General features: G+C 66.8%; 23 protein-coding genes. 18 read left to right on the top strand and 5 right to left on the bottom strand.

Features of this window, described 5'->3' with window-relative positions; translation table 11 throughout:
• Positions 1-29: 29 nt before the first annotated feature.
• Positions 30-851, bottom strand: a complete 822-nt coding sequence (locus ACFTS5_RS07660) for a class II glutamine amidotransferase (protein ID WP_378628576.1) — start codon at positions 849-851, stop codon at positions 30-32.
• An 83-nt stretch (positions 852-934) separates the two neighbouring features.
• Between ACFTS5_RS07660 and ACFTS5_RS07655 the strand changes: the two genes are divergently transcribed.
• Together ACFTS5_RS07655 and ACFTS5_RS07650 are read left to right on the top strand one after the other, a co-directional pair.
• Entirely contained in the window at positions 935-1105 is a 171-nt protein-coding gene (locus tag ACFTS5_RS07655; protein ID WP_378628574.1) for a VOC family protein, read from the top strand.
• 160 nt (positions 1106-1265) lie between these two features.
• Positions 1266-1982: a phosphodiesterase gene (locus ACFTS5_RS07650; protein ID WP_378628572.1), complete on the top strand. Its 717-nt coding sequence runs from the start codon at positions 1266-1268 to the stop codon at positions 1980-1982.
• A gap of 17 nt (positions 1983-1999) precedes the next feature.
• On the opposite strand, the gene ACFTS5_RS07645 is transcribed toward ACFTS5_RS07650, so the two are convergent.
• The gene (locus tag ACFTS5_RS07645) at positions 2000-2377 is read right to left on the bottom strand and encodes a hypothetical protein (RefSeq protein WP_378628571.1); all 378 of its coding nucleotides are present in this window, start codon (positions 2375-2377) and stop codon (positions 2000-2002) included.
• Between the two features lie 526 nt (positions 2378-2903).
• Here ACFTS5_RS07645 and ACFTS5_RS07640 point away from each other — a divergent pair.
• Positions 2904-3527, top strand: coding sequence for a carbonic anhydrase (locus ACFTS5_RS07640; protein ID WP_378628569.1), 624 nt, complete (start codon positions 2904-2906; stop codon positions 3525-3527).
• A 113-nt stretch (positions 3528-3640) separates the two neighbouring features.
• On the opposite strand, the gene ACFTS5_RS07635 is transcribed toward ACFTS5_RS07640, so the two are convergent.
• Positions 3641-4522, bottom strand: coding sequence for a hypothetical protein (locus ACFTS5_RS07635; RefSeq protein ID WP_378628567.1), 882 nt, complete (start codon positions 4520-4522; stop codon positions 3641-3643).
• Between the two features lie 245 nt (positions 4523-4767).
• Here ACFTS5_RS07635 and ACFTS5_RS07630 point away from each other — a divergent pair, with 245 nt between their 5' ends.
• Positions 4768-5289, top strand: a complete 522-nt coding sequence (locus ACFTS5_RS07630; protein WP_378628565.1) for a hypothetical protein — start codon at positions 4768-4770, stop codon at positions 5287-5289.
• A gap of 130 nt (positions 5290-5419) precedes the next feature.
• A complete protein-coding gene (locus ACFTS5_RS07625) occupies positions 5420-7069 on the top strand; it encodes an FAD-dependent monooxygenase (RefSeq protein ID WP_378628563.1) in 1650 nt (549 codons plus the stop codon).
• Positions 7070-7212: 143 nt separating this feature from the next.
• Here the strand turns inward: ACFTS5_RS07625 and ACFTS5_RS07620 are convergent, their stop codons facing one another.
• Complete coding sequence (locus ACFTS5_RS07620; RefSeq protein WP_378628561.1) at positions 7213-7848, bottom strand: TetR/AcrR family transcriptional regulator; 636 nt, start codon at positions 7846-7848, stop codon at positions 7213-7215.
• A gap of 236 nt (positions 7849-8084) precedes the next feature.
• Between ACFTS5_RS07620 and ACFTS5_RS07615 the strand changes: the two genes are divergently transcribed.
• Positions 8085-8552: an SRPBCC family protein gene (locus ACFTS5_RS07615; RefSeq protein WP_378628559.1), complete on the top strand. Its 468-nt coding sequence runs from the start codon at positions 8085-8087 to the stop codon at positions 8550-8552.
• Positions 8553-8971: 419 nt separating this feature from the next.
• Entirely contained in the window at positions 8972-9379 is a 408-nt protein-coding gene (locus tag ACFTS5_RS07610; RefSeq protein WP_378628557.1) for a DUF3618 domain-containing protein, read from the top strand.
• Positions 9380-9522: 143 nt separating this feature from the next.
• Here ACFTS5_RS07610 and ACFTS5_RS07605 read toward each other — a convergent pair whose 3' ends face one another.
• Positions 9523-9741: a hypothetical protein gene (locus tag ACFTS5_RS07605; protein WP_378628556.1), complete on the bottom strand. Its 219-nt coding sequence runs from the start codon at positions 9739-9741 to the stop codon at positions 9523-9525.
• 387 nt (positions 9742-10128) lie between these two features.
• Between ACFTS5_RS07605 and ACFTS5_RS07600 the strand changes: the two genes are divergently transcribed.
• From ACFTS5_RS07600 to ACFTS5_RS07550, 11 genes are all read left to right on the top strand, one after another.
• Complete coding sequence (locus tag ACFTS5_RS07600; protein WP_378629990.1) at positions 10129-10557, top strand: Fur family transcriptional regulator; 429 nt, start codon at positions 10129-10131, stop codon at positions 10555-10557.
• A 22-nt stretch (positions 10558-10579) separates the two neighbouring features.
• Positions 10580-12811: a catalase/peroxidase HPI gene (gene katG, locus ACFTS5_RS07595; RefSeq protein ID WP_378628553.1), complete on the top strand. Its 2232-nt coding sequence runs from the start codon at positions 10580-10582 to the stop codon at positions 12809-12811.
• A gap of 332 nt (positions 12812-13143) precedes the next feature.
• Entirely contained in the window at positions 13144-13710 is a 567-nt protein-coding gene (locus ACFTS5_RS07590; protein ID WP_378628550.1) for an RNA polymerase sigma factor, read from the top strand.
• Positions 13701-14276 (top strand): Asp23/Gls24 family envelope stress response protein, encoded by a 576-nt coding sequence (locus tag ACFTS5_RS07585; RefSeq protein ID WP_378628549.1) that lies wholly within the window; start codon positions 13701-13703, stop codon positions 14274-14276. Before ACFTS5_RS07590 ends, ACFTS5_RS07585 begins: the two co-directional genes overlap by 10 nt.
• Positions 14273-14650 (top strand): Asp23/Gls24 family envelope stress response protein, encoded by a 378-nt coding sequence (locus ACFTS5_RS07580; protein WP_378628547.1) that lies wholly within the window; start codon positions 14273-14275, stop codon positions 14648-14650. The genes ACFTS5_RS07585 and ACFTS5_RS07580 overlap by 4 nt, the downstream gene beginning before the upstream one ends.
• Positions 14647-14982 carry a hypothetical protein gene (locus ACFTS5_RS07575; RefSeq protein ID WP_378628545.1) on the top strand — a complete coding sequence of 112 codons (336 nt, stop codon included), beginning with the start codon at positions 14647-14649 and terminating at the stop codon, positions 14980-14982. Before ACFTS5_RS07580 ends, ACFTS5_RS07575 begins: the two co-directional genes overlap by 4 nt.
• Positions 14983-15056: 74 nt before the next feature.
• A complete protein-coding gene (locus ACFTS5_RS07570; RefSeq protein ID WP_378628544.1) occupies positions 15057-15530 on the top strand; it encodes an Asp23/Gls24 family envelope stress response protein in 474 nt (157 codons plus the stop codon).
• Position 15531: 1 nt separating this feature from the next.
• Positions 15532-15720, top strand: coding sequence for a hypothetical protein (locus ACFTS5_RS07565; protein ID WP_358114335.1), 189 nt, complete (start codon positions 15532-15534; stop codon positions 15718-15720).
• Entirely contained in the window at positions 15717-16031 is a 315-nt protein-coding gene (locus ACFTS5_RS07560; RefSeq protein WP_378628541.1) for an Asp23/Gls24 family envelope stress response protein, read from the top strand. The genes ACFTS5_RS07565 and ACFTS5_RS07560 overlap by 4 nt, the downstream gene beginning before the upstream one ends.
• Positions 16028-16564 carry a DUF6286 domain-containing protein gene (locus tag ACFTS5_RS07555; RefSeq protein WP_378628539.1) on the top strand — a complete coding sequence of 179 codons (537 nt, stop codon included), beginning with the start codon at positions 16028-16030 and terminating at the stop codon, positions 16562-16564. Before ACFTS5_RS07560 ends, ACFTS5_RS07555 begins: the two co-directional genes overlap by 4 nt.
• Positions 16561-17136: an alkaline shock response membrane anchor protein AmaP gene (locus ACFTS5_RS07550; protein WP_378628536.1), complete on the top strand. Its 576-nt coding sequence runs from the start codon at positions 16561-16563 to the stop codon at positions 17134-17136. The genes ACFTS5_RS07555 and ACFTS5_RS07550 overlap by 4 nt, the downstream gene beginning before the upstream one ends.
• Positions 17137-17248: the final 112 nt, after the last annotated feature.

Raw genomic sequence — 17248 nt, 5'->3', positions numbered from 1 at the left:
CGCGGTTTCACAGATCTCGATTCGCCGGCTCAGACCGGCGAAATGGGCTCGAACCCCAGGAGTTCATCCGCCCCGGCCCGCACGATTCCGGCACACGATTCGGGAACTTCGTTCCACGCGCCGGGAAGGTCGCGCAGCGGTTCGGAAACCACGAAACGGGTGTGGTCGCCGAGACGGTGCAGCACTTCCACCTCGGGGTGCAGTGCGCGCAACTGAGCGATCTTCGTCGAGAAGAACAGCGATCTCGACTGACGTTCGCTGGAGTAGCGGAAGACCCACAGTGACTGTCCATCGGTCGTCGCGACCGTCATCTGGACCGGATTCTCCACCTGGTGCGCGCGACCTACGTCTTCGACGAATCCGACCGCGCGGGCGACCGCGCCGAGTGGATCTTCGGTGAGACCGAAGGTCAACGCCAGATAGAACAGTGTTTCCGAATCCGTCGATCCTTCGAGGTCGGGAAACAACGCCGGGTCGATCGCGGTGACCAAGTCACGGCGGACCTCGCGAAAGCCACGCAGTGCTCCGTTGTGCATCCACAGCCACCGACCGTGCCGGAACGGATGGCAGTTACTGCGCTGTACCGGCGTCCCGGTCGAGGCGCGAATATGGGCGAACAACAACGGCGTACGGATCTGACCGGAGACCTCACGCAGATTTCGGTCGTTCCACGCCGGTTCGATGCTCTTGAACACCGCGGGTTCTGCACCCTCCCCATACCAGCCGATACCGAAACCGTCACCGTTGGTCGTCGTGGCTCCGAGTCGGGAATGCAAACTCTGGTCGATCAACGAGTGCCGCGGCGTGAACAACAGTTCTTCCGCGAGGATCGGCTCCCCCACGTACGCCATCCATCTGCACATATATCCATTCAAGCAGACCGGATCGCCGATGTTAAGGAGTCGAATCCGACAGCAGTTTCGAATTCACCGCAATGAATTTCGTCTCCGCCAGTGCCCGATTGTGGCTGCCGGCCCGCTACCGGTGGAGTCTCGGCGCTACGCGCGTGACCGATGCTGTCGGCGAAGACCGCTTCCGGGTATTCCGCGATCCCGCAGGTCATACGTTCTGCCTCGGGTGGGGAATTACGGCGGGCGATACCTGAGCGATCGCTCGAGTTCGGAGACGCTGGAGCGCGCGACAAGCGCGTGGTGACGACACTCTTCTCACCAGATCGACACTTCCGATCGCCGGACAGCGATTGGGCTCCGTCGCCGGGGGTAGGCGCACCGTATGACCACCACCGTGACAGGAGACCAGCGCCGATGATCGATATGCACCGTGTCGCCGAACTACCGAATACCGTTGTCCGCACCACCTTCCAGACCGGGGCTCGGTTGCGGCACGCACGGGTGTTCCACCCGCGCGGTGTCCGCCTCGCGGGCCGATTCCGTGCCACCAGCGCCTACGAGCCCTGGTTCGGACCCGGCGACCGCGCGGTCATCGCCCGGCAATCGAAAGGCATCGGCAGCCCCGGCGGCGTGCCCGACGTACTCGGGCTGGCTTTCCGGGTCCTCGATCGCGACGAACGTCCCTGGGACTTCGCGCTGGCGACCACCGGTCGCAGTGCGATGGGCCGGTTCGTCATCACCCCCGCACGCGCCTGGGCCACGGCCCGTTTCGGCACGCTGCTGCCCTACCGATTCGCCGACGCGTCACCGGTCTGGCTCTTCGCCGAACCGCTCGACACCGACGACCTGCCGAACACAGCGTCCCTGCGGGCCCTCGACGACCACCTCGACGACCGGGTGCTCCGGTTCTCGATCACCGCCGATGGCATCGGCCGCCCACCCGAAACCGTCGGCGAACTCGATCTACGGCGAGCCGAGCCGGGCGAATACCGCACCGACTTCTTCGATCCGATCCTCAACCATCCTGCCGACGTCACCTTGATGCCTCAGGTGGTGAACTGGCTGCGCGAAAACGCCTACACCGGAAGCCGCCGCGGCCGCACCGACGACGGCGCCCAGCCCGCGATCTGATCGGCGAGCCGGTCACGTCAGCTCGGACGTGAATAGAAGTGGATTGTGGCGAACTGAGAGTCCCGAACGATCGTCACCCCGGGGTAGTCGGGGCTGATGTCGCCATAGGGCGCGCTGGCGAACAGTTCGATTGCGTTCGCGCAATCGAACTTCCAGTCCTTGCGCTCGGTCGTCGGCTGGAATCCCAGGCGCTTGGTCAGCTCGGCGCAGGTAATCTTCTGCAGCGGTTGGGTATACGTCGAATCAGTGTACATCGCCCGGTAGTCCGGGAAATGTTCCGCTGGTGCGACATAGCTGCCCGCGTAGCCGCACATCCCCGCCAACGGCGGGCACCCGAATCGGCGCATGCTGACCAACTCGAACGAGTCAGGTATCCAGATACTTCGCCGTTCCATGACCCGTCGCGCCTCCTCGGCGGAGAGGTCCTTGTCCAGTTTCGGTATGACAACGGAGGCGGCGCACCCCCACAAGAGCGCTCCACACGTCACGAGCGTGAGGACGGACCAGAACCACCGTAAATTCGGGCTTTTCGACACGACCTTCTCGCTTGTCAGTGGGCACGTAGCCGGTTCGAGGCGGGAAAGTACTCGAAGGTGCCCTGGGCGCCGATCGCGACCAGCATACGTCGCTGCGGGGTCGGACCGTCGGCTCGCAAATCGCCTTGCCCGGCTCGGTGTTGCCAGTCGACGTGGCGCGAGCGGCACAGCGTCGCTCGGCCACGCCGACCGGCATGCCGCTCGGGCGCTGCGCAGTCAGCCACCGAGCATCAGTGATTCGCAGTCGGGGTCTCGCCGGATCGGCGTCGTCGCACGTCAGGCCGCCAGGGCCTCGACCGGTACGCCATCGACCTCGTTGTCGACATCCAAGGAGCCGACCACCACCCCGAGGGTCGCGAACCCAGCGCATGTTAGAACTGGACATATGCCGCATACGAGTCCTGTTGCCGCCTGGAAGACCCTCCGCGAGGGAAACGATCGCTTCGTCGAAGGACGACTGCAGCATCCCAACCAAGGCGCAGCGAACCGAACCGAACTCACCACCGGGCAGCACCCGTCCGCGATCCTGTTCGGGTGCGGCGACTCCCGAGTCGCCGCCGAGATCATCTTCGACCGCGGCCTCGGCGACATGTTCGTCGTGCGCACAGCCGGCCATGTCGTCGACGGCTCCGTGCTCGGATCGATCGAATACGGTGTCGAGGTCCTGAACGTTCCACTGATCGTCGTCCTCGGGCACGACAGCTGCGGTGCGGTCCGCGCGACGATCGACGCCCTCGATTCCGGCGCCGTGCCCGGTGGATTCATTCGAAGTGTCGTCGAACGAGTCACCCCGTCGATCCTGCTGGGCCGCCGCGAAGGACTGAGCTCCGTCGACGAACTCGAAGCACGGCACGTGGAGGAGACCGGCCTGTTGCTGACGCAACGGTCGAGCGCCATCGCCGAGAAGATCCAGGCCGGAAAACTCGCCATCGCGTGTGTCACCTACAACCTTTCCGAGGGAAGGGTCCAACTGAACCGGGTGATCGGCAACATCGGCGAACTCGAGTAACCGCGGCGGTCCGCGTCGGATCCGCTACGGCGGCAACGTCTCTCAGTGCGGATCAACCGCCGCCGCTCGCAACCGAGTCAGCCGATGAAGCGGGCCGAAGGCGATGCCCACGATCACGCTCGCGGTCCGAAGAACTCGGCTCGGGCGGCGGCGATACGTGCCTGGGCCTGGGCGGCGCCTTGGAAACTGACCACGGCCGATCCGCCGCCGGCGAGCCCCAGAGCGATGAGGCCACCGATCACCGAGAGGAGATTCGGCTCGGGGAGGATCCCCGTGTCGCTGGTGGGTCGGACCTCGTGGGCGGGAACCGCCGCACCGCCGCCGGGCGCGGGCGCGGCGGGCGGATCCCCTGCTCCGGCGGGGGCCGGTGACCGGGGTGACTCTCCGGCTCCGTTGGGAGCTGATCCGGCCGGCGGTGCGGCGCCGCCACCGCCCGGTGAGTCGCTGCCCGGTGCACCGCCGGGTTCGGCGGTGTCGGGCTGGGCGCTCTCGGACTCGGGGCTTGCACGGGGCGCCGGGGCTTCGGGGGCGGATTCTGGGGCAGGCGCCCACGGTTCGGGTGCATTACCGGGGTTCGCGTTGCTGCCCTGGTTTCCGCCGCCGTTTCCCTGGTTGCCGTTACCGCTGCCGGGGTTCTGATTCCCGTTGTTGCCCTGGTTTCCGCCGCCGTTTCCCTGGTTGCCGTTACCGCTGCCGGGATTCTGATTCCCGTTGTTGCCCTGGTTACCGCCACCATTTCCCTGGTTGCCGTTACCGCTGCCCGGGTCCGAATTCCCGTTGTTGCCGCCGTTGCCGTGGTCTCCCGGACCTGCGACCAACCGAAGAGTGTCGCCGTCGGCGAATCCGTTACCGCCGGGAACCTCGGTGAAGCCCAGTCCCTCGGTGACGCCGATCTTGTCCCTGGGGACGACGGTCGGCTCACCAGCCGCAAGCCCGCCGAAGCCGAGCAGCCCCAGAGCGCCCACCGCCCCTGCCACCACGGCTGTCCGTCTCATCCGACCGACTGTCACGCGCCTCCGACCTGTCCTCGATAGCCCTGCTCCCACCATTGCGGTCGCATCCGGCTCCCCCCGCGTTACGCATCGCCGCGCCCGAGCACCGGCAACCCGGCGGATCACACAGTTCGAGGGAACCGCGTGAGTCAGGGAGGTCCCTGATGTGGAATCAGGGCTGTCGCCGGATGTCGTCGCCTCCGAGCCTGCCTACTGTCGACAGCAGAACTTCAGAAAAAGGGCGCTCCATGCGAAAACTTACCGCGGCACTCGCAGCCACCACCCTGTATGCGGCACTGGCGACCTTGGTGTTCTGCACCATGATCGCCGAAACCGTCTTCTTGTACCCGAACTACTTTCACGACATTCCGGCGTCATTGATCGTGGCCGACGAATTCACCGCCGTCGTCTCGGTCGGCAGCGTGATGCGTCCGCTGGGCGCTGCGCTGATGCTGACCGGCGTGGTCGCTGTCGCAGCCACTCTGTGGTCGAAGACATCACGAATCTGGACGCTTGCCTCGATGCTGTCGCTGGTCTCCGGACTGTTCCTGCTCTCAGCGCTGTACTTGTGGCCGCGGTGGACGGTTCTGTTCGATGATCGCGCGTTGTATACCGTCGACGAATTGCACCGCACGGCCCACGAAATCGGGGTCGCGCACTCGGTGCGTGTGGTGCTGGGAGCACTCACCGCGTTGTTCGCTGTCGTCGCGGCACTGCGGGTCTACCGCGACCGGATTCTGCAGGCTCAGTGCCAGCGCTCGGAATCGTGATGTCGAAGTGACCGGCCCCGATGACTCGATTCCCGGTGACCCGTCGATTCGTGGGATTCCGCAGGCCGGTGCCAGGCGTACGATCAGCGAACAACATGAGGCGGGGGCTTGCAGCGCGAGGTGATGTCGCATGTTCGATACCGATGTTCTGATCGTCGGCGCAGGTCCGGTGGGCTCGGCCGCCGCCGTCGAGGTGGTCCGGCGCGGCGTCCGGTGCCGGATCATCGACGCGCAATCCGATCCGCCGCGGTACGCGAAAGCGGTCGGCGTCCAGCCCCGCACGCTGGAACTGTTCGAGGCGATGGGCATCCTGCGCGAGGTCCTCGACGCCGCGATCCTGTTGCGCGGCCAGATCGTGTACGTCAACGGCGCCGAGACCGACCGCATGGATCTGGCGCTGCCCTCCGAGATTCCTTTCGGGTTTCTCGGACTCCCCCAATACGAGACCGAGCGGATCCTGCGCCAGCACCTGGAATCGCTGGGCACCCGAGTTGAGCGTGGAGTTCGGCTCGTCGGGTTCACCCAGGACGAGGACGGCGTCGCCGCCGTGCTCGCCGGACCCGAGGGCGAGCACACGGTGCGGGCACGGTATCTGGTCGGCTGCGACGGTGCGCACAGCACCGTCCGCAAGACGCTGGGCCTGACGTTCGAGGGCGCGGCCTTCGCCGAGCAGTACATGCTCGGCGATGTCGAGCTGGATTGGTCACAACCGCACGGCTACACCGTGCGGTCGATGCACCAGACCAACGGCGTCACCGACGACGTGCTGGTGTGTGTCCCGCTGCCCGGCCACCACCGCTACCGGGTGTCGATGCGGGTTCCCCCGGAACTGACGTCCGACAACTCCGTCGGCGGCGACAAGGTCGAACACGGACTCGGCACCGGGCCCGGACCTGCACTGGCCGATATTCAGGCGGTGCTCGACCGGCTCGCGCCCCAACCGACGACTGCCTCGCACTTGCGCTGGTCCTCGGTGTTCCGGATCAGCCATCGCATCGTCGACTCCTACAGTCGGGGAAGAGTTTTCGTCGCGGGCGATGCCGCCCACATCCACCCGCCCACGGGCGCCCAGGGCATGAACACCGGCATCCAAGACGCCCATAACCTCGCCTGGAAGCTCGCCCTGGCCGTCGCGGAGCTGGCCGCACCGACACTGCTGGCCAGCTACGACGCCGAACGCAGACCGATCGGCGAGGAGGTGGTCGGCCGCACCGTCCGCGACGCCCGCGACGGAATCGGTGCCGGCGAATCGGACCCCGAACGCGTTCTGCTCCGCGAGGCGCAACTCCTGATCGACTATCGCGACAGCCCTATCGTCACCGAATCCCCCAGCGGCGCAACGTCTCCCCTTGCGGGCAGCCGCGCTCCGGACGCGATCGGACTGACCCGGGACGGCGTGACGTCGCCGTTCCGGCTCTTCACCTTGCTCACCGGCCCCGACCACACCGTGCTCTGGTACGTCGGCAACACCTGTGACACAGCCACTCTCACCGAAATCGAACGCCACGTCGACCTGCTTCGAAAACTGACCGACGGCCACCTCGACACCTACCTTGTCGCGAGCCCCCGCGCCACCGTCGACCCGACGATCCTCCCGGTCATCCGTGACAGCGACGGCGACTTCGCCCGGCAGTATCACTGTGCCGCCGGCGCGGCCTACGTCGTCCGCCCCGACGGCTACCTCGGCTGTGCCGCCTCCCCTGCCGCCCCGGACGACCTCATTCGACATTTCGAGTCGACCTTCGCCCCGTCCCCCGAAAGTGTTCTGGGCACCGCCTGATTCGCCAGCCCAGCAACAACATTCGCTCCCATCAGCAAGGACACACGGCTCTTACAGCGGCCCAGATGAGGACAAACCGATGATCCAGTCGAGTACGACGCGAGAGCGGTTTCGAATGCGCGACGCGTCAGCTTCTTCGGGCACTATGCGGGCGAATCAGCCTGTGCCACTGAGGTTATCCAGAGTCCGATCATGTCGGCGGTCTGATCGATCACCGCGTCGCGGTCCATGCCCTCTTCGTCCATCTTGACCGAGCGCAGCGCGGTGGAGAAGCCCGCGTTGAGCACGATGTAGGCCATGGTGTCGACGTCGAGGCCGTGGGTCGGACCCAGCGACTGGATCAGGTAGAGCTTGATGAGCATTCGCAACCGCGGTTCGAATTCGGGGATCCCGCTGCCGTAGAACTGCAGGTCCGCCACCAGGGCGCGCACGAGCGGGCCGTTGGCTACGAGGATTTCGACGCCGACACGGATGATCTCGGCAACCGTATCGCGCCGAGGTTTGTCGGCGACCGACTTGGTGAGCAGCCGAGCGTATTGTTCCTCGGCCTGCACGAACAGGCTGTCGGTGAGTTCCTTGACGATCTCTTCCCGGTCGGTGAAATACCGGTACAGCGTGCCGATGCTCATGCCGGCTTCGGCGGCGATCCGGTTCGTCGAGGTGTTACCGATACCTCGATCTCCGAAGAGCTGAGCGGCCACCTCGAGAATCCGCGCCTTGGTCTCCTTCGCGCGATCCTGCTGAGGGCGTTTGCGCTGTTGATCGGCGTGGGTTGGCATCAGGTAGACCTCGAGAGCAGGTGGAACAACAGTGAGCGAGAACTCACACCGCCATGATCACGAAAACACCGGAATCGGTCAATTACCACCCCGAAATCCGGATGCCGCACTCCTGTTTGCACTTTCGGGCCCCGGGTAGGCCGCCACTGTACGAGTTGCAGCGCCTCGAAGGCGTGCAGCTGCGAACGAATCCAGTCTGTGGCGGCGACGCAGGCAGGCTGGGGAACGGAGTACTCGTGAGCACAGTAGCCGCAACTGTCGATGTAGACGTCCCGATCCGCACCGCCTACAACCAGTGGACGCAGTTCGAGACCTTTCCGCAGTTCATGGAAGGCGTCGAACAGGTCAGTCAAGTCGACGACCGACACACGCACTGGCGCATCCACGTCGGACCGTCGACACGGGAATTCGACGCCACCATCACCGAACAGCACCCGGACGAGCGGGTCGCGTGGAGGTCCGACGATGGACCCAACCACGCCGGGGTGGTCACATTCCACCGTCTCGACGACACCCATACCCGGATCACCGCGCAAATGGATGTCGACCCGGAGGGTTTCGTCGAAACCGCCGCCGACAAGCTGGGCGTGCTCGAACACCGAGTGAACGGCGACATGAAGCGCTTCAAGCAGTTCATCGAGAGCGAGGGCCGCGCAACCGGAGCTTGGCGTGGCGATATCCCGCGCCCCGACGCCGGGATCTGAACCGCGACGCTTTCCGGTGGAGCATGACAGGCCTCTCTGTTGGGCCTCGGGGGTAGGACCGGTAGCCGTGAAGATCGTCCGGCCGCCGACTTCCACCGTGTGATCGGCGACCGCTCGCAGTAGCGGCCCGACCAAGTCACGTCGACAACCACCGCCTGACTGCCGTGCTCGTCGTCGGCGAGCACGGCAGTTCGCGGTGTTGTCGACTTCGACGCCGAACCGGCTCGCGGCCGCCGCATCGACCAGGGCCAGGCGCCCGAGCCGAACCCGTCCTTCCCCCGAGAGACGCCCGCCCCTGGTCGGCGCGGGTCTGGGACTGCTCGGCAAAAGAATGTCACCGACGCCGCACCACCTGTCCCGCGAGAAGCGGTGCAAGGCGTCAAAGAAGACATCGAGATCGTGAAGGACGGGAGTAGACGATGACTGAGCCCAACGACCCGAAGGCTCTCCGCAACGACCGCGAACAGGCACGTCAGGAGCTCAGCGAGACCGTCGCCGAGCTCGCCGACAAGCTGGACGTGCCCGCACGCGCGAAGGACAAGGTCCACGAAACGGCCGAGGTGGCCAAAGAGCGGGTCACCGCCGCGAAATTTCAGACGCTCGCCGCCGGTGACCAGGCGCGGGACAAGGCAGAGCAGGCACAAGCCGTTGCCAAGGAGAAGACCCTGCAGGCAGCTGAGAAGATAGAGTCCTCCGTTCCCGAGCCGCTGGCCGAACGAGGCAAGCAGGCAGCGGGGGTGGCGCGCCGGAACCCGGTGCCGGTAGCTGCCGGCGCAGTATCCGCGGCGGCACTGATCTGGTGGCTCGCACGGAGACGGCGGTCATGAAGACGCTGTACCGTGCGGGTGCAACCGGCTACAAGTCCCTGACCGGAACCTGGCCCGGCAATTAGGCGCGAGCCCGAGCTCAGAAGCTTCGGGCGTATCGTCGGCTTCGAGGTCAGGTGAGGCGCGATGCTCCGCAGCAGGAATCAGAGCTCTTCGGTATTCCGCAATGCTTCGGCTACCGCTTCGAGCCGCCACTGAGCCCGGCTGGATAATCCGGCGGCGCACGTACACAGCCTGCGCAGACCCCGGTCTTGGAGGTGGGCGACAAGCTGGTTGTCGTGCGACACCATCGCCGCAGCGGTCTCGATATCACCATTTTCCGGAGTTCTGACGAGCTGCTGAGCTGGACCAGAAATCGGCATGAGCGGTCTCCTCGTGTCCCGCACGGCAAGGCCACCGGCGCGGCGAAAGTTCTTCTGTTGGGGTGCACACGGAATTCCCTTCTCCGACAACATCAAACAGCCAGAAATCGACCCGAGATCACAAACTTCGGGCTATTTTCCGGCGCGTGGACACCCCGTTGGGCACTGCCGCCGCGCCTCGAGCGCAAGCAGTGTTCGTCACCGCACCCGGCTACGAACGCACGGTCACAACGACAGCGACGACGCCAGGCGGCGGAAATCCGTGCCGGGTGCAAAGCGCCGACGCCGACGCGATCAGCGCGAAGACACGGCGGCCAGCAAATACTTGACTGATTCCAGAAAACGCGCAAAACTGCTGGTGTGCCCACGGACGCGGAGTTCCAGCAGATGCTGCGGGGAGTTTCTGTGCGGGTGACAGCACCGCGCGTGGCGGTGCTGAGCGCCGTGCACGCCCACCCGCACTCCGACACGGATTCGATCATCCGTGCCGTTCGGTCCCGCCTGTCCGCGGTCTCGCATCAGGCCGTCTACGACACCTTGCGCACGCTCACCACTGCCGGACTGCTCCGATGCATCCAGCCTCGCGGCCTGCTGGCCCGCTACGAGGCGCGAGTAGGTGACAATCACCACCACCTGATCTGCCGAACGTGTGGCGCGATCGCCGACGTCGACTGCGCGGTCGGCGAAGCACCCTGCCTGACTGCCTCCGACGACTTCGGCTTCGTGATCGACGAGGCCGAAGTCATCTACTGGGGTCTGTGCCCCGAATGCGCGAACTCCGCGCCCAGCGAACACAACTCCGCTCCCAGCCTGTAAGACCCGTCCAGGAAGGAATATCGTGACCTCCGATAGCCGCCCACCCGCTCCTGACGCCGAAACTCTCAGCAACAGCGAGAGCGAGAACCCGGCGATCCCCTCGCCCACCGCGGACACCGACCACCGCCCCCACTCCAACAAGGACTGGTGGCCCGAACAGATCGACGTCTCGGTTCTGCACGCCCACTCGTCCAAGTCCAACCCGCTGGGCGAGGACTTCGACTACGCCGCAGCATTCGCCGAGCTCGACGTCGACGCCCTCAAAGCCGATATCGCCGCGGTCCTGACCGACTCCCAGGACTGGTGGCCCGCCGACTACGGCAACTACGGTGGCCTGTTCATCCGCATGAGCTGGCACGCGGCCGGCACCTACCGCATCGCCGACGGACGCGGCGGCGGCGGTCAGGGCGCCCAGCGTTTCGCCCCGCTCAACAGCTGGCCCGACAACGCCAACCTCGACAAGGCTCGTCGGCTGCTGTGGCCGGTCAAGCAGAAGTACGGCGACAGCATCTCCTGGGCCGACCTGCTCGTTTTCACCGGCAACGTCGCGCTCGAGTCCATGGGTTTCCAGACGTTCGGCTTCGGCTTCGGCCGACCCGATATCTGGGAGCCCGAGGAAGTGTTCTGGGGCCCGGAGGACACCTGGCTCGGCGACGAACGCTACAGCGGCGACCGTGAACTGTCGGGCCCGCTGGGCGCGGTCCAGATGGGCCTGATCTATGTGAACCCGGAAGGGCCCAACGGCAGGCCCGATCCGGTGGCAGCGGCACGCGATATCCGCGAGACCTTCGCTCGGATGGCGATGAACGATGAGGAGACCGCCGCCCTGATCGTCGGTGGCCACAGCTTCGGCAAGACCCACGGTGCGGGCGATCCGAGTCTGGTTGGCGCCGAGCCCGAGGCCGCGCCGCTCGAGCAGCAGGGTCTGGGCTGGAAGAGCACGCACGGCACGGGCAAGGGCAAAGACGCCATCACCAGCGGCCTGGAGGTCGTGTGGACGGCCACCCCGACCCAGTGGAGCAACGGGTTCTTGCAGAACCTCTACGGGTTCGACTGGGAACTCACCAAGAGCCCCGCCGGGGCCTGGCAGTGGAAGCCGAAGGACGGTGCGGGCGAAGGCCTTATCCCTGATCCGTTCGGTGGGCCCGCGCGCACCCCGACGATGCTGACCACCGATCTGGCCCTGCGCGAAGACCCGATCTACGGGGAGATCACCCGGCGGTGGCTCGAGCACCCCGAGGAGCTGTCCGAGGCGTTCGCCAAGGCCTGGTACAAACTCCTGCACCGCGATATGGGTCCGCTCAGCCGCTATCTCGGCCCGTGGGTGCCCGAGGCGCAGCTGTGGCAGGACCCGGTTCCCGCTGTCGACCACGCACTCATCGACGAACAGGACATCGCCGCGCTGAAGAACACAGTGCTCGCGTCCGGTCTGTCGGTCACGCAACTGGTCAAGACGGCGTGGGCCTCGGCCGCGAGTTTCCGCAGCACCGACAAGCGCGGCGGCGCGAACGGCGCCCGGATCCGGCTCGAACCACAGCGCGGCTGGGACGTCAACGAACCCGCCGAGCTGGCGAAGGTGTTGCCGGTTCTCGAGCAGATCCAGCGAGATTTCAACGCCGCTGCCACCGGTGGCAAGGCGGTGTCGCTGGCCGACCTGATCATCCTGGGCGGTTCGGCGGCGATCGAGAAGGCAGCCGGCGACGCCGGTCATCAGATCACCGTGCCGTTCTCGCCGGGGCGCACCGACGCCACGCAGGAGAACACCGATGTCGACACCTTCGATGTGCTCGAGCCGCGGGCAGACGGGTTCCGCAACTATGTGCGTCCCGGCGAGAAGGCTCCGCTCGAGCGTCTGCTCCTGGACCGCGCCTACATGCTCGACGTGACAGCGCCGCAGCTGACGGTGCTGATCGGCGGCCTGCGCGCGCTCGGCGCCAACTACGGGGGCAGCGCACACGGTGTCTTCACCGACCGGCCGGGCGTGCTGTCGAACGACTTCTTCGTGAATCTGCTCGATCAGAGCACGGAGTGGAAGCCCTCGGAGTCGGCGGAGAACGTCTATGACGGTGTCGACCGGCGGACCGGCGAGAAGCGATGGACGGCCACCGCCAACGATCTCGTCTTCGGCTCGCACTCGGTGCTTCGCGCGGTGGCCGAGGTGTATGCGCAGAACACAGCGGGAGCGAAGTTCGTGAACGATTTCGTCGACGCCTGGGTCAAGGTGGTCGACAACGATCGGTTCGATCTGCGCTGACCTGTCGACCCGCCGACGATCGCACGTCGGTGCCCACGATCGAGCCGACCGGGTGTCCCGGTCGGCTCGATTCGTATCGAGCGCCTACTTGCCGAATTTCTGCTTCACCGCGTCTACGGCATCGCCGACGGTCGACTTCACCTCGTCGACCGCGCGCTTGACGCCCGCTCGAGCTGGTCGGCCTTGCCCTCGGCACGCAGTTCCTCGTCGCCGACCGCGCGACACCCCGAAAGCGGCACGGGACCGAGAACGAGACGACGATCACCCATAATTCGCCGTGACGATGTCCTGCGCGTCGGTGTCCATCACAGGAACAGCGGAGGAGGTGCCGTGTGACTACGACGTCACCCGCGACCGAGGCGGAGCTGGATGACGCGACCCTGGCAGGTCGGGCGCGTGACGGCGATGTCCGCGCATACGAGCAGCTGGTGCTGCGCTACCAAGGACCGATGTTTCGCCTGGCCGCCAAGATGCTCGCCGACCGCGCCGAGGCCGAGGACGTCACCCAGGAGGTTTTCCTCAAAGCCTGGCGAACGATCGCTCGGCTACAGGACGACGGCGCCTTCGCGGGATGGCTGTACCGGATGACGACCAACCGGTGTCTCAACGTCATCCGGGCCCGTCGCCCCGCCGCCGAGGTCGACCCCGAAACGACGGCCTCGACTCATCCTGACACCCGCCCCGACCACGCGACCGAGGTGAGCAGTCAGATGGCAGCGCTGACCGACGCGCTGCAACTGCTCACGCCCGAACAGCGGGCCTGCTGGCTGTTGCGTGAAGTGCACGGCCGCTCCTATGACGAAATCGCCGAGATCGTCGGCGCCAACAGCACAGCGGTGCGCGGGCGGATCGCCCGCGCCCGAGCCCAACTGGCAGAGGTGATGAAGCCATGGCGGTGACCCCCAGCACCGACAACGACTACCTGCTCCCGTGCGGACGCGGGCTCGAACAGGTGTGGGAGCGGCTCGACGACGGTGATATCGACCGGCACGAGTCGTCGTGCCCACACTGCGCCGCGGCCAGGGAAAGCCTGCTGACGTTGCGGACCGCCACCCGAGAACTCATCGAAGAACCCGACCCGCCGCCGCCGGATCTGTTCGGACGCATCATGTCCGCCGTGCGCGCCGACGTGCGCCGCGGACGAACCCTCACCCTCGACACTCCGCACCCTGGTGCGGTCCTGGTGAGCGAACAGGCTGTCGCGGTGGTGCTGCGGTTCGCCGCCGACACCGTAGACGGAGTGCGGGCGCGCGGTTGCCGCGTGCAGAGCACCGACATCGACGAGGACGGCGACCAAGTGATCGCGGTGAGCATGACCCTCGCCGTCCGCCACGGCGGGCCGAGCATCGACGAACTGGTCTCGGTGGTGCGCGCGCGAGTGCGCGCCGCGGCGACCGCCCGCGTCGGCGTCGCGCTGAGCGCACTCGACATCACCGTGGTCGACATCTATGAGGAGAACCGGTGACCGGCACCCTGCCCGAGACCGAGCTGGTCGTCGGCGACGCCGTGATCGCCGGTGTCGCCGCCCGGGCGGCGCTGCTGGTGCCGGGCGTGGCGCGGCTCGAGCCCGGGGTGCTCGGCTTGGTCGGGCACCTGGCACGCACCGGCCGCCACCTGTGGATGGGCCAGGAACCGATCCCGTCCGCCGGTGTCCGGATCCGGCGCTCCGGTGGGCTTCTCGGCATCCAGGTCGACCTGGCTCTGACCGCGTCCGGGCAGGTCGGCGACGTGGGCCGGGCGGTGCAGCGAGCAGTCACCCGGGCGGTCGCCGAACACACCGGTGCCGACGTCGACGAGGTGACGGTCTGTGTCCTCGATATCGAACCGGGGCGATCGTGATCAGTGAGTCCGCGTTGATCGACCGGATCGTGGCGGCGATCGACTCCGTTGCCGGGGTGTACCCCGCGGTCCCGATGGTTTTGCAGAACAGCCGGTGGTTGCCGTGGAACGCGGGCAGTGCCGCCGTCGACCTCGATGACACTGTGGTCCAGATCCGGGTCGTCGCCGCGACTCTGCCGCTGAGGCCGCTGCTGCACGAGTTGGACGCCGCGATTCGGCCGTTGCTCGACCAGACCCCGTGGGCCGCTGCGCGATTGCGGGTCCATGTCGTCGATCTGCATACCGACGTGTTCATTTCCGAGAGCGACCCAGATCACGATCCTGGCCCGTGACGAAACGGGGGGCAGGTGTGTCCTACCAGTGTCAGTTCGACAAATGTTGCAGCACAACACAAGCGGGAGTAGCCATGACCAGCACGAGCACCGACACCAGCAAAACCGTCGAGAAGGCGGCCGAGTCGTCCAACCGTAACGGCGCCCTGGTGACCGATCAGGGCACGACCAGCATCGCCGACACTGTGGTCCAGAAGATCGCGGGACTGGCTGCGCGCGAGGTGCGCGGCGTCTACGACCTCGGTGGTGGCACCGCCCGCGCGATCGGCGCGCTGCGCGATCGCATTCCGGGTGCGTCCTCCAGCATCGGCCAGGGTGTGTCGGTCGAGGTGGGCGAGAAGCAGGCCGCCGTCGATCTGGAACTCGTCGTCGACTACGGGGTGGCCATCGCTGAATTGGCGCGCGCGGTACGCCGCAACGTGATCACCGCCATCGAGCAGATGACCGGACTCGAGGTCGTCGAGGTCAACATCAACGTCAACGACGTCTACATCGAGGACGACGCCGATCAGCAGCCGCAGCAGCCGACTCGCGACCGGGTGCAGTGATATGAACGCCACCATGATCTGCCTCGTCATGGGGCTGTCCCTCGGCTTCGCCGCCGCCTTCGGCGGGCTCGGCGCATTCGCGGTCGTGCTGATCTTCGGTGGCCTCGGCCTGCTGATCGGGCGCTGGCTCGACGGTGAGGTCGATCTGTCCGGCCTGCTGCGCTCTGCGCAGGATCGGAGCCGGCGGTGACCGACACCGCCGAGTTGCCCGGCACGACGACGATCGACGAGCGGGTCGTGCGGCGCATCGCCGCACGAGCCGCGACCGAGGTGGACGGAGTGCAGTCGCAGGTGCAGGTGAGCGCCCAGGTGATCGGTACCGGCGCCACTTTGCACGTCCGGTTGCCCATCCGCTACCCACTGCCGATCTCCCGCGTCACCGAGCAGTGTCGCGCGCACCTGATCGCCCGGACCGAGGAGCTGACCGGCATGACAGTGCCGCGAGTCGACATCGAGGTCTCGGCCATGGTGCCGGCACCGCCCGAGAGGAGAGTTCGATGACACGCCGCCCCCGCCGGGTCGTACCGGCCGTCATCGTCGCGCTCCTGCTCGCCGGCGCCGCCGTGCTCGTCGCGGTATCGCTGATCCAGCGACTGACCGGCACACGGGAGTGGGTGTCCTACGACAGTGTCGCCGCCCGGCTCCACGACACATCGTGGGGCAGCGTGTGGGTGCTCAGCGCGGGCATCGTCGTCGTGGTGCTCGGGCTGGCGCTGCTGGCCGCGGCGGCGTTGCCGGGCAAGCCGGTACTGCTCGCGTTGGAACCCGGTGACGGTGTCGACGCCGGCATCGCGCGCCGTAGTCTGCGGGACGCGCTCGCCGACGCCGCGGACGGTGTCGACGGTCTCGACAAGGCTCGGGTCCGATTGCGCCGCAGCAAGATCCATGTCACCGGGCACACCCACCACACCGTGGAGCGGACGGCACAGGAAGTCGGCCAAGCCGTCGCGACACGGTTGGATCGCATCAAGCCCGCCCATGTCCCCCGCCTGCGCACCAGTCTGCGCACGCTCGGTCACGGAGGTGAGCGATGACCAGCGCCAACCGGCCCGCCCGCCTGAATCGGGGTCTGCTCGGACTACTCGGCATCCTGCTCGTCGCGGCGGGCGGACTGCTGATCACCGCGCATTTCGGGGCCTTCGGGCAGGGCTCACGTGAGGCGGCGGTGGTACCCGGTACCGAGGAACCGCCGCGCCTGGTCCTCTACCTCGTGATCGCCGGCGCCGTGGTGCTCGTGCTGGCCGCCTTGCGCTGGCTGGCCGCCCAGTTCACGCGGCTACCCAAGAGTGCTGTGTGGCAGGTCGGGGCGGCGGACGACCTGGGACGCACACAGCTGGTGTCGAACACAGCCGCCGAACCGGTGGCCGTCGATGTCGAGACCTATGCCGGAGTCCGCTCGGCCACCGCCCGGCTCTCCGGCACTGCGCTCGCACCCGAACTGCACCTGCTGGTCACCACCGACCCCACGGCAGATCTGACCGCATTGCGGCGCCGGATCCTCGAGCACGCTGTCGCGCGGCTGCGCACGGCATTGGACCTCGGCGCCATTCCCGTAACGGTCGAATTCCGGATCGCCGATCGCGGGCGTGCGGTACGCGCGCGATAACGCCCGTCAGCTGTCGAGACCCGCATCCAGCGGGTGCGCGAAGGCGTGCGGTTGGCCCGGAGTACCCGCCCCCTCGGCCCCGCGCGTCGTAGGTGAGGCGGCTCCGGAGAAC

Source organism: Nocardia sp. NPDC056952 (genome assembly GCF_042674185.1).
In the GTDB taxonomy this organism is placed as follows: domain Bacteria; phylum Actinomycetota; class Actinomycetes; order Mycobacteriales; family Mycobacteriaceae; genus Nocardia.
This window is presented reverse-complemented; position numbering and strand designations above follow the sequence as displayed.

Coding starts and splice junctions, on each gene's coding strand:
- ACFTS5_RS07645 (WP_378628571.1), bottom strand. CDS start 2,377: ATGGAACGGCGAAGTATCTGGATACCTGACTCGTTCGAGTTGGTCAGC.
- ACFTS5_RS07630 (WP_378628565.1), top strand. CDS start 4,768: ATGCGAAAACTTACCGCGGCACTCGCAGCCACCACCCTGTATGCGGCA.
- ACFTS5_RS07625 (WP_378628563.1), top strand. CDS start 5,420: ATGTTCGATACCGATGTTCTGATCGTCGGCGCAGGTCCGGTGGGCTCG.
- ACFTS5_RS07600 (WP_378629990.1), top strand. CDS start 10,129: ATGCTGCGGGGAGTTTCTGTGCGGGTGACAGCACCGCGCGTGGCGGTG.
- ACFTS5_RS07570 (WP_378628544.1), top strand. CDS start 15,057: ATGACCAGCACGAGCACCGACACCAGCAAAACCGTCGAGAAGGCGGCC.
- ACFTS5_RS07660 (WP_378628576.1), bottom strand. CDS start 851: ATGGCGTACGTGGGGGAGCCGATCCTCGCGGAAGAACTGTTGTTCACG.
- ACFTS5_RS07620 (WP_378628561.1), bottom strand. CDS start 7,848: ATGCCAACCCACGCCGATCAACAGCGCAAACGCCCTCAGCAGGATCGC.
- ACFTS5_RS07655 (WP_378628574.1), top strand. CDS start 935: ATGAATTTCGTCTCCGCCAGTGCCCGATTGTGGCTGCCGGCCCGCTAC.
- ACFTS5_RS07610 (WP_378628557.1), top strand. CDS start 8,972: ATGACTGAGCCCAACGACCCGAAGGCTCTCCGCAACGACCGCGAACAG.
- ACFTS5_RS07635 (WP_378628567.1), bottom strand. CDS start 4,522: ATGAGACGGACAGCCGTGGTGGCAGGGGCGGTGGGCGCTCTGGGGCTG.
- ACFTS5_RS07640 (WP_378628569.1), top strand. CDS start 2,904: ATGCCGCATACGAGTCCTGTTGCCGCCTGGAAGACCCTCCGCGAGGGA.
- ACFTS5_RS07565 (WP_358114335.1), top strand. CDS start 15,532: ATGAACGCCACCATGATCTGCCTCGTCATGGGGCTGTCCCTCGGCTTC.
- ACFTS5_RS07550 (WP_378628536.1), top strand. CDS start 16,561: ATGACCAGCGCCAACCGGCCCGCCCGCCTGAATCGGGGTCTGCTCGGA.
- ACFTS5_RS07605 (WP_378628556.1), bottom strand. CDS start 9,741: ATGCCGATTTCTGGTCCAGCTCAGCAGCTCGTCAGAACTCCGGAAAAT.
- ACFTS5_RS07555 (WP_378628539.1), top strand. CDS start 16,028: ATGACACGCCGCCCCCGCCGGGTCGTACCGGCCGTCATCGTCGCGCTC.
- ACFTS5_RS07650 (WP_378628572.1), top strand. CDS start 1,266: ATGATCGATATGCACCGTGTCGCCGAACTACCGAATACCGTTGTCCGC.
- ACFTS5_RS07585 (WP_378628549.1), top strand. CDS start 13,701: ATGGCGGTGACCCCCAGCACCGACAACGACTACCTGCTCCCGTGCGGA.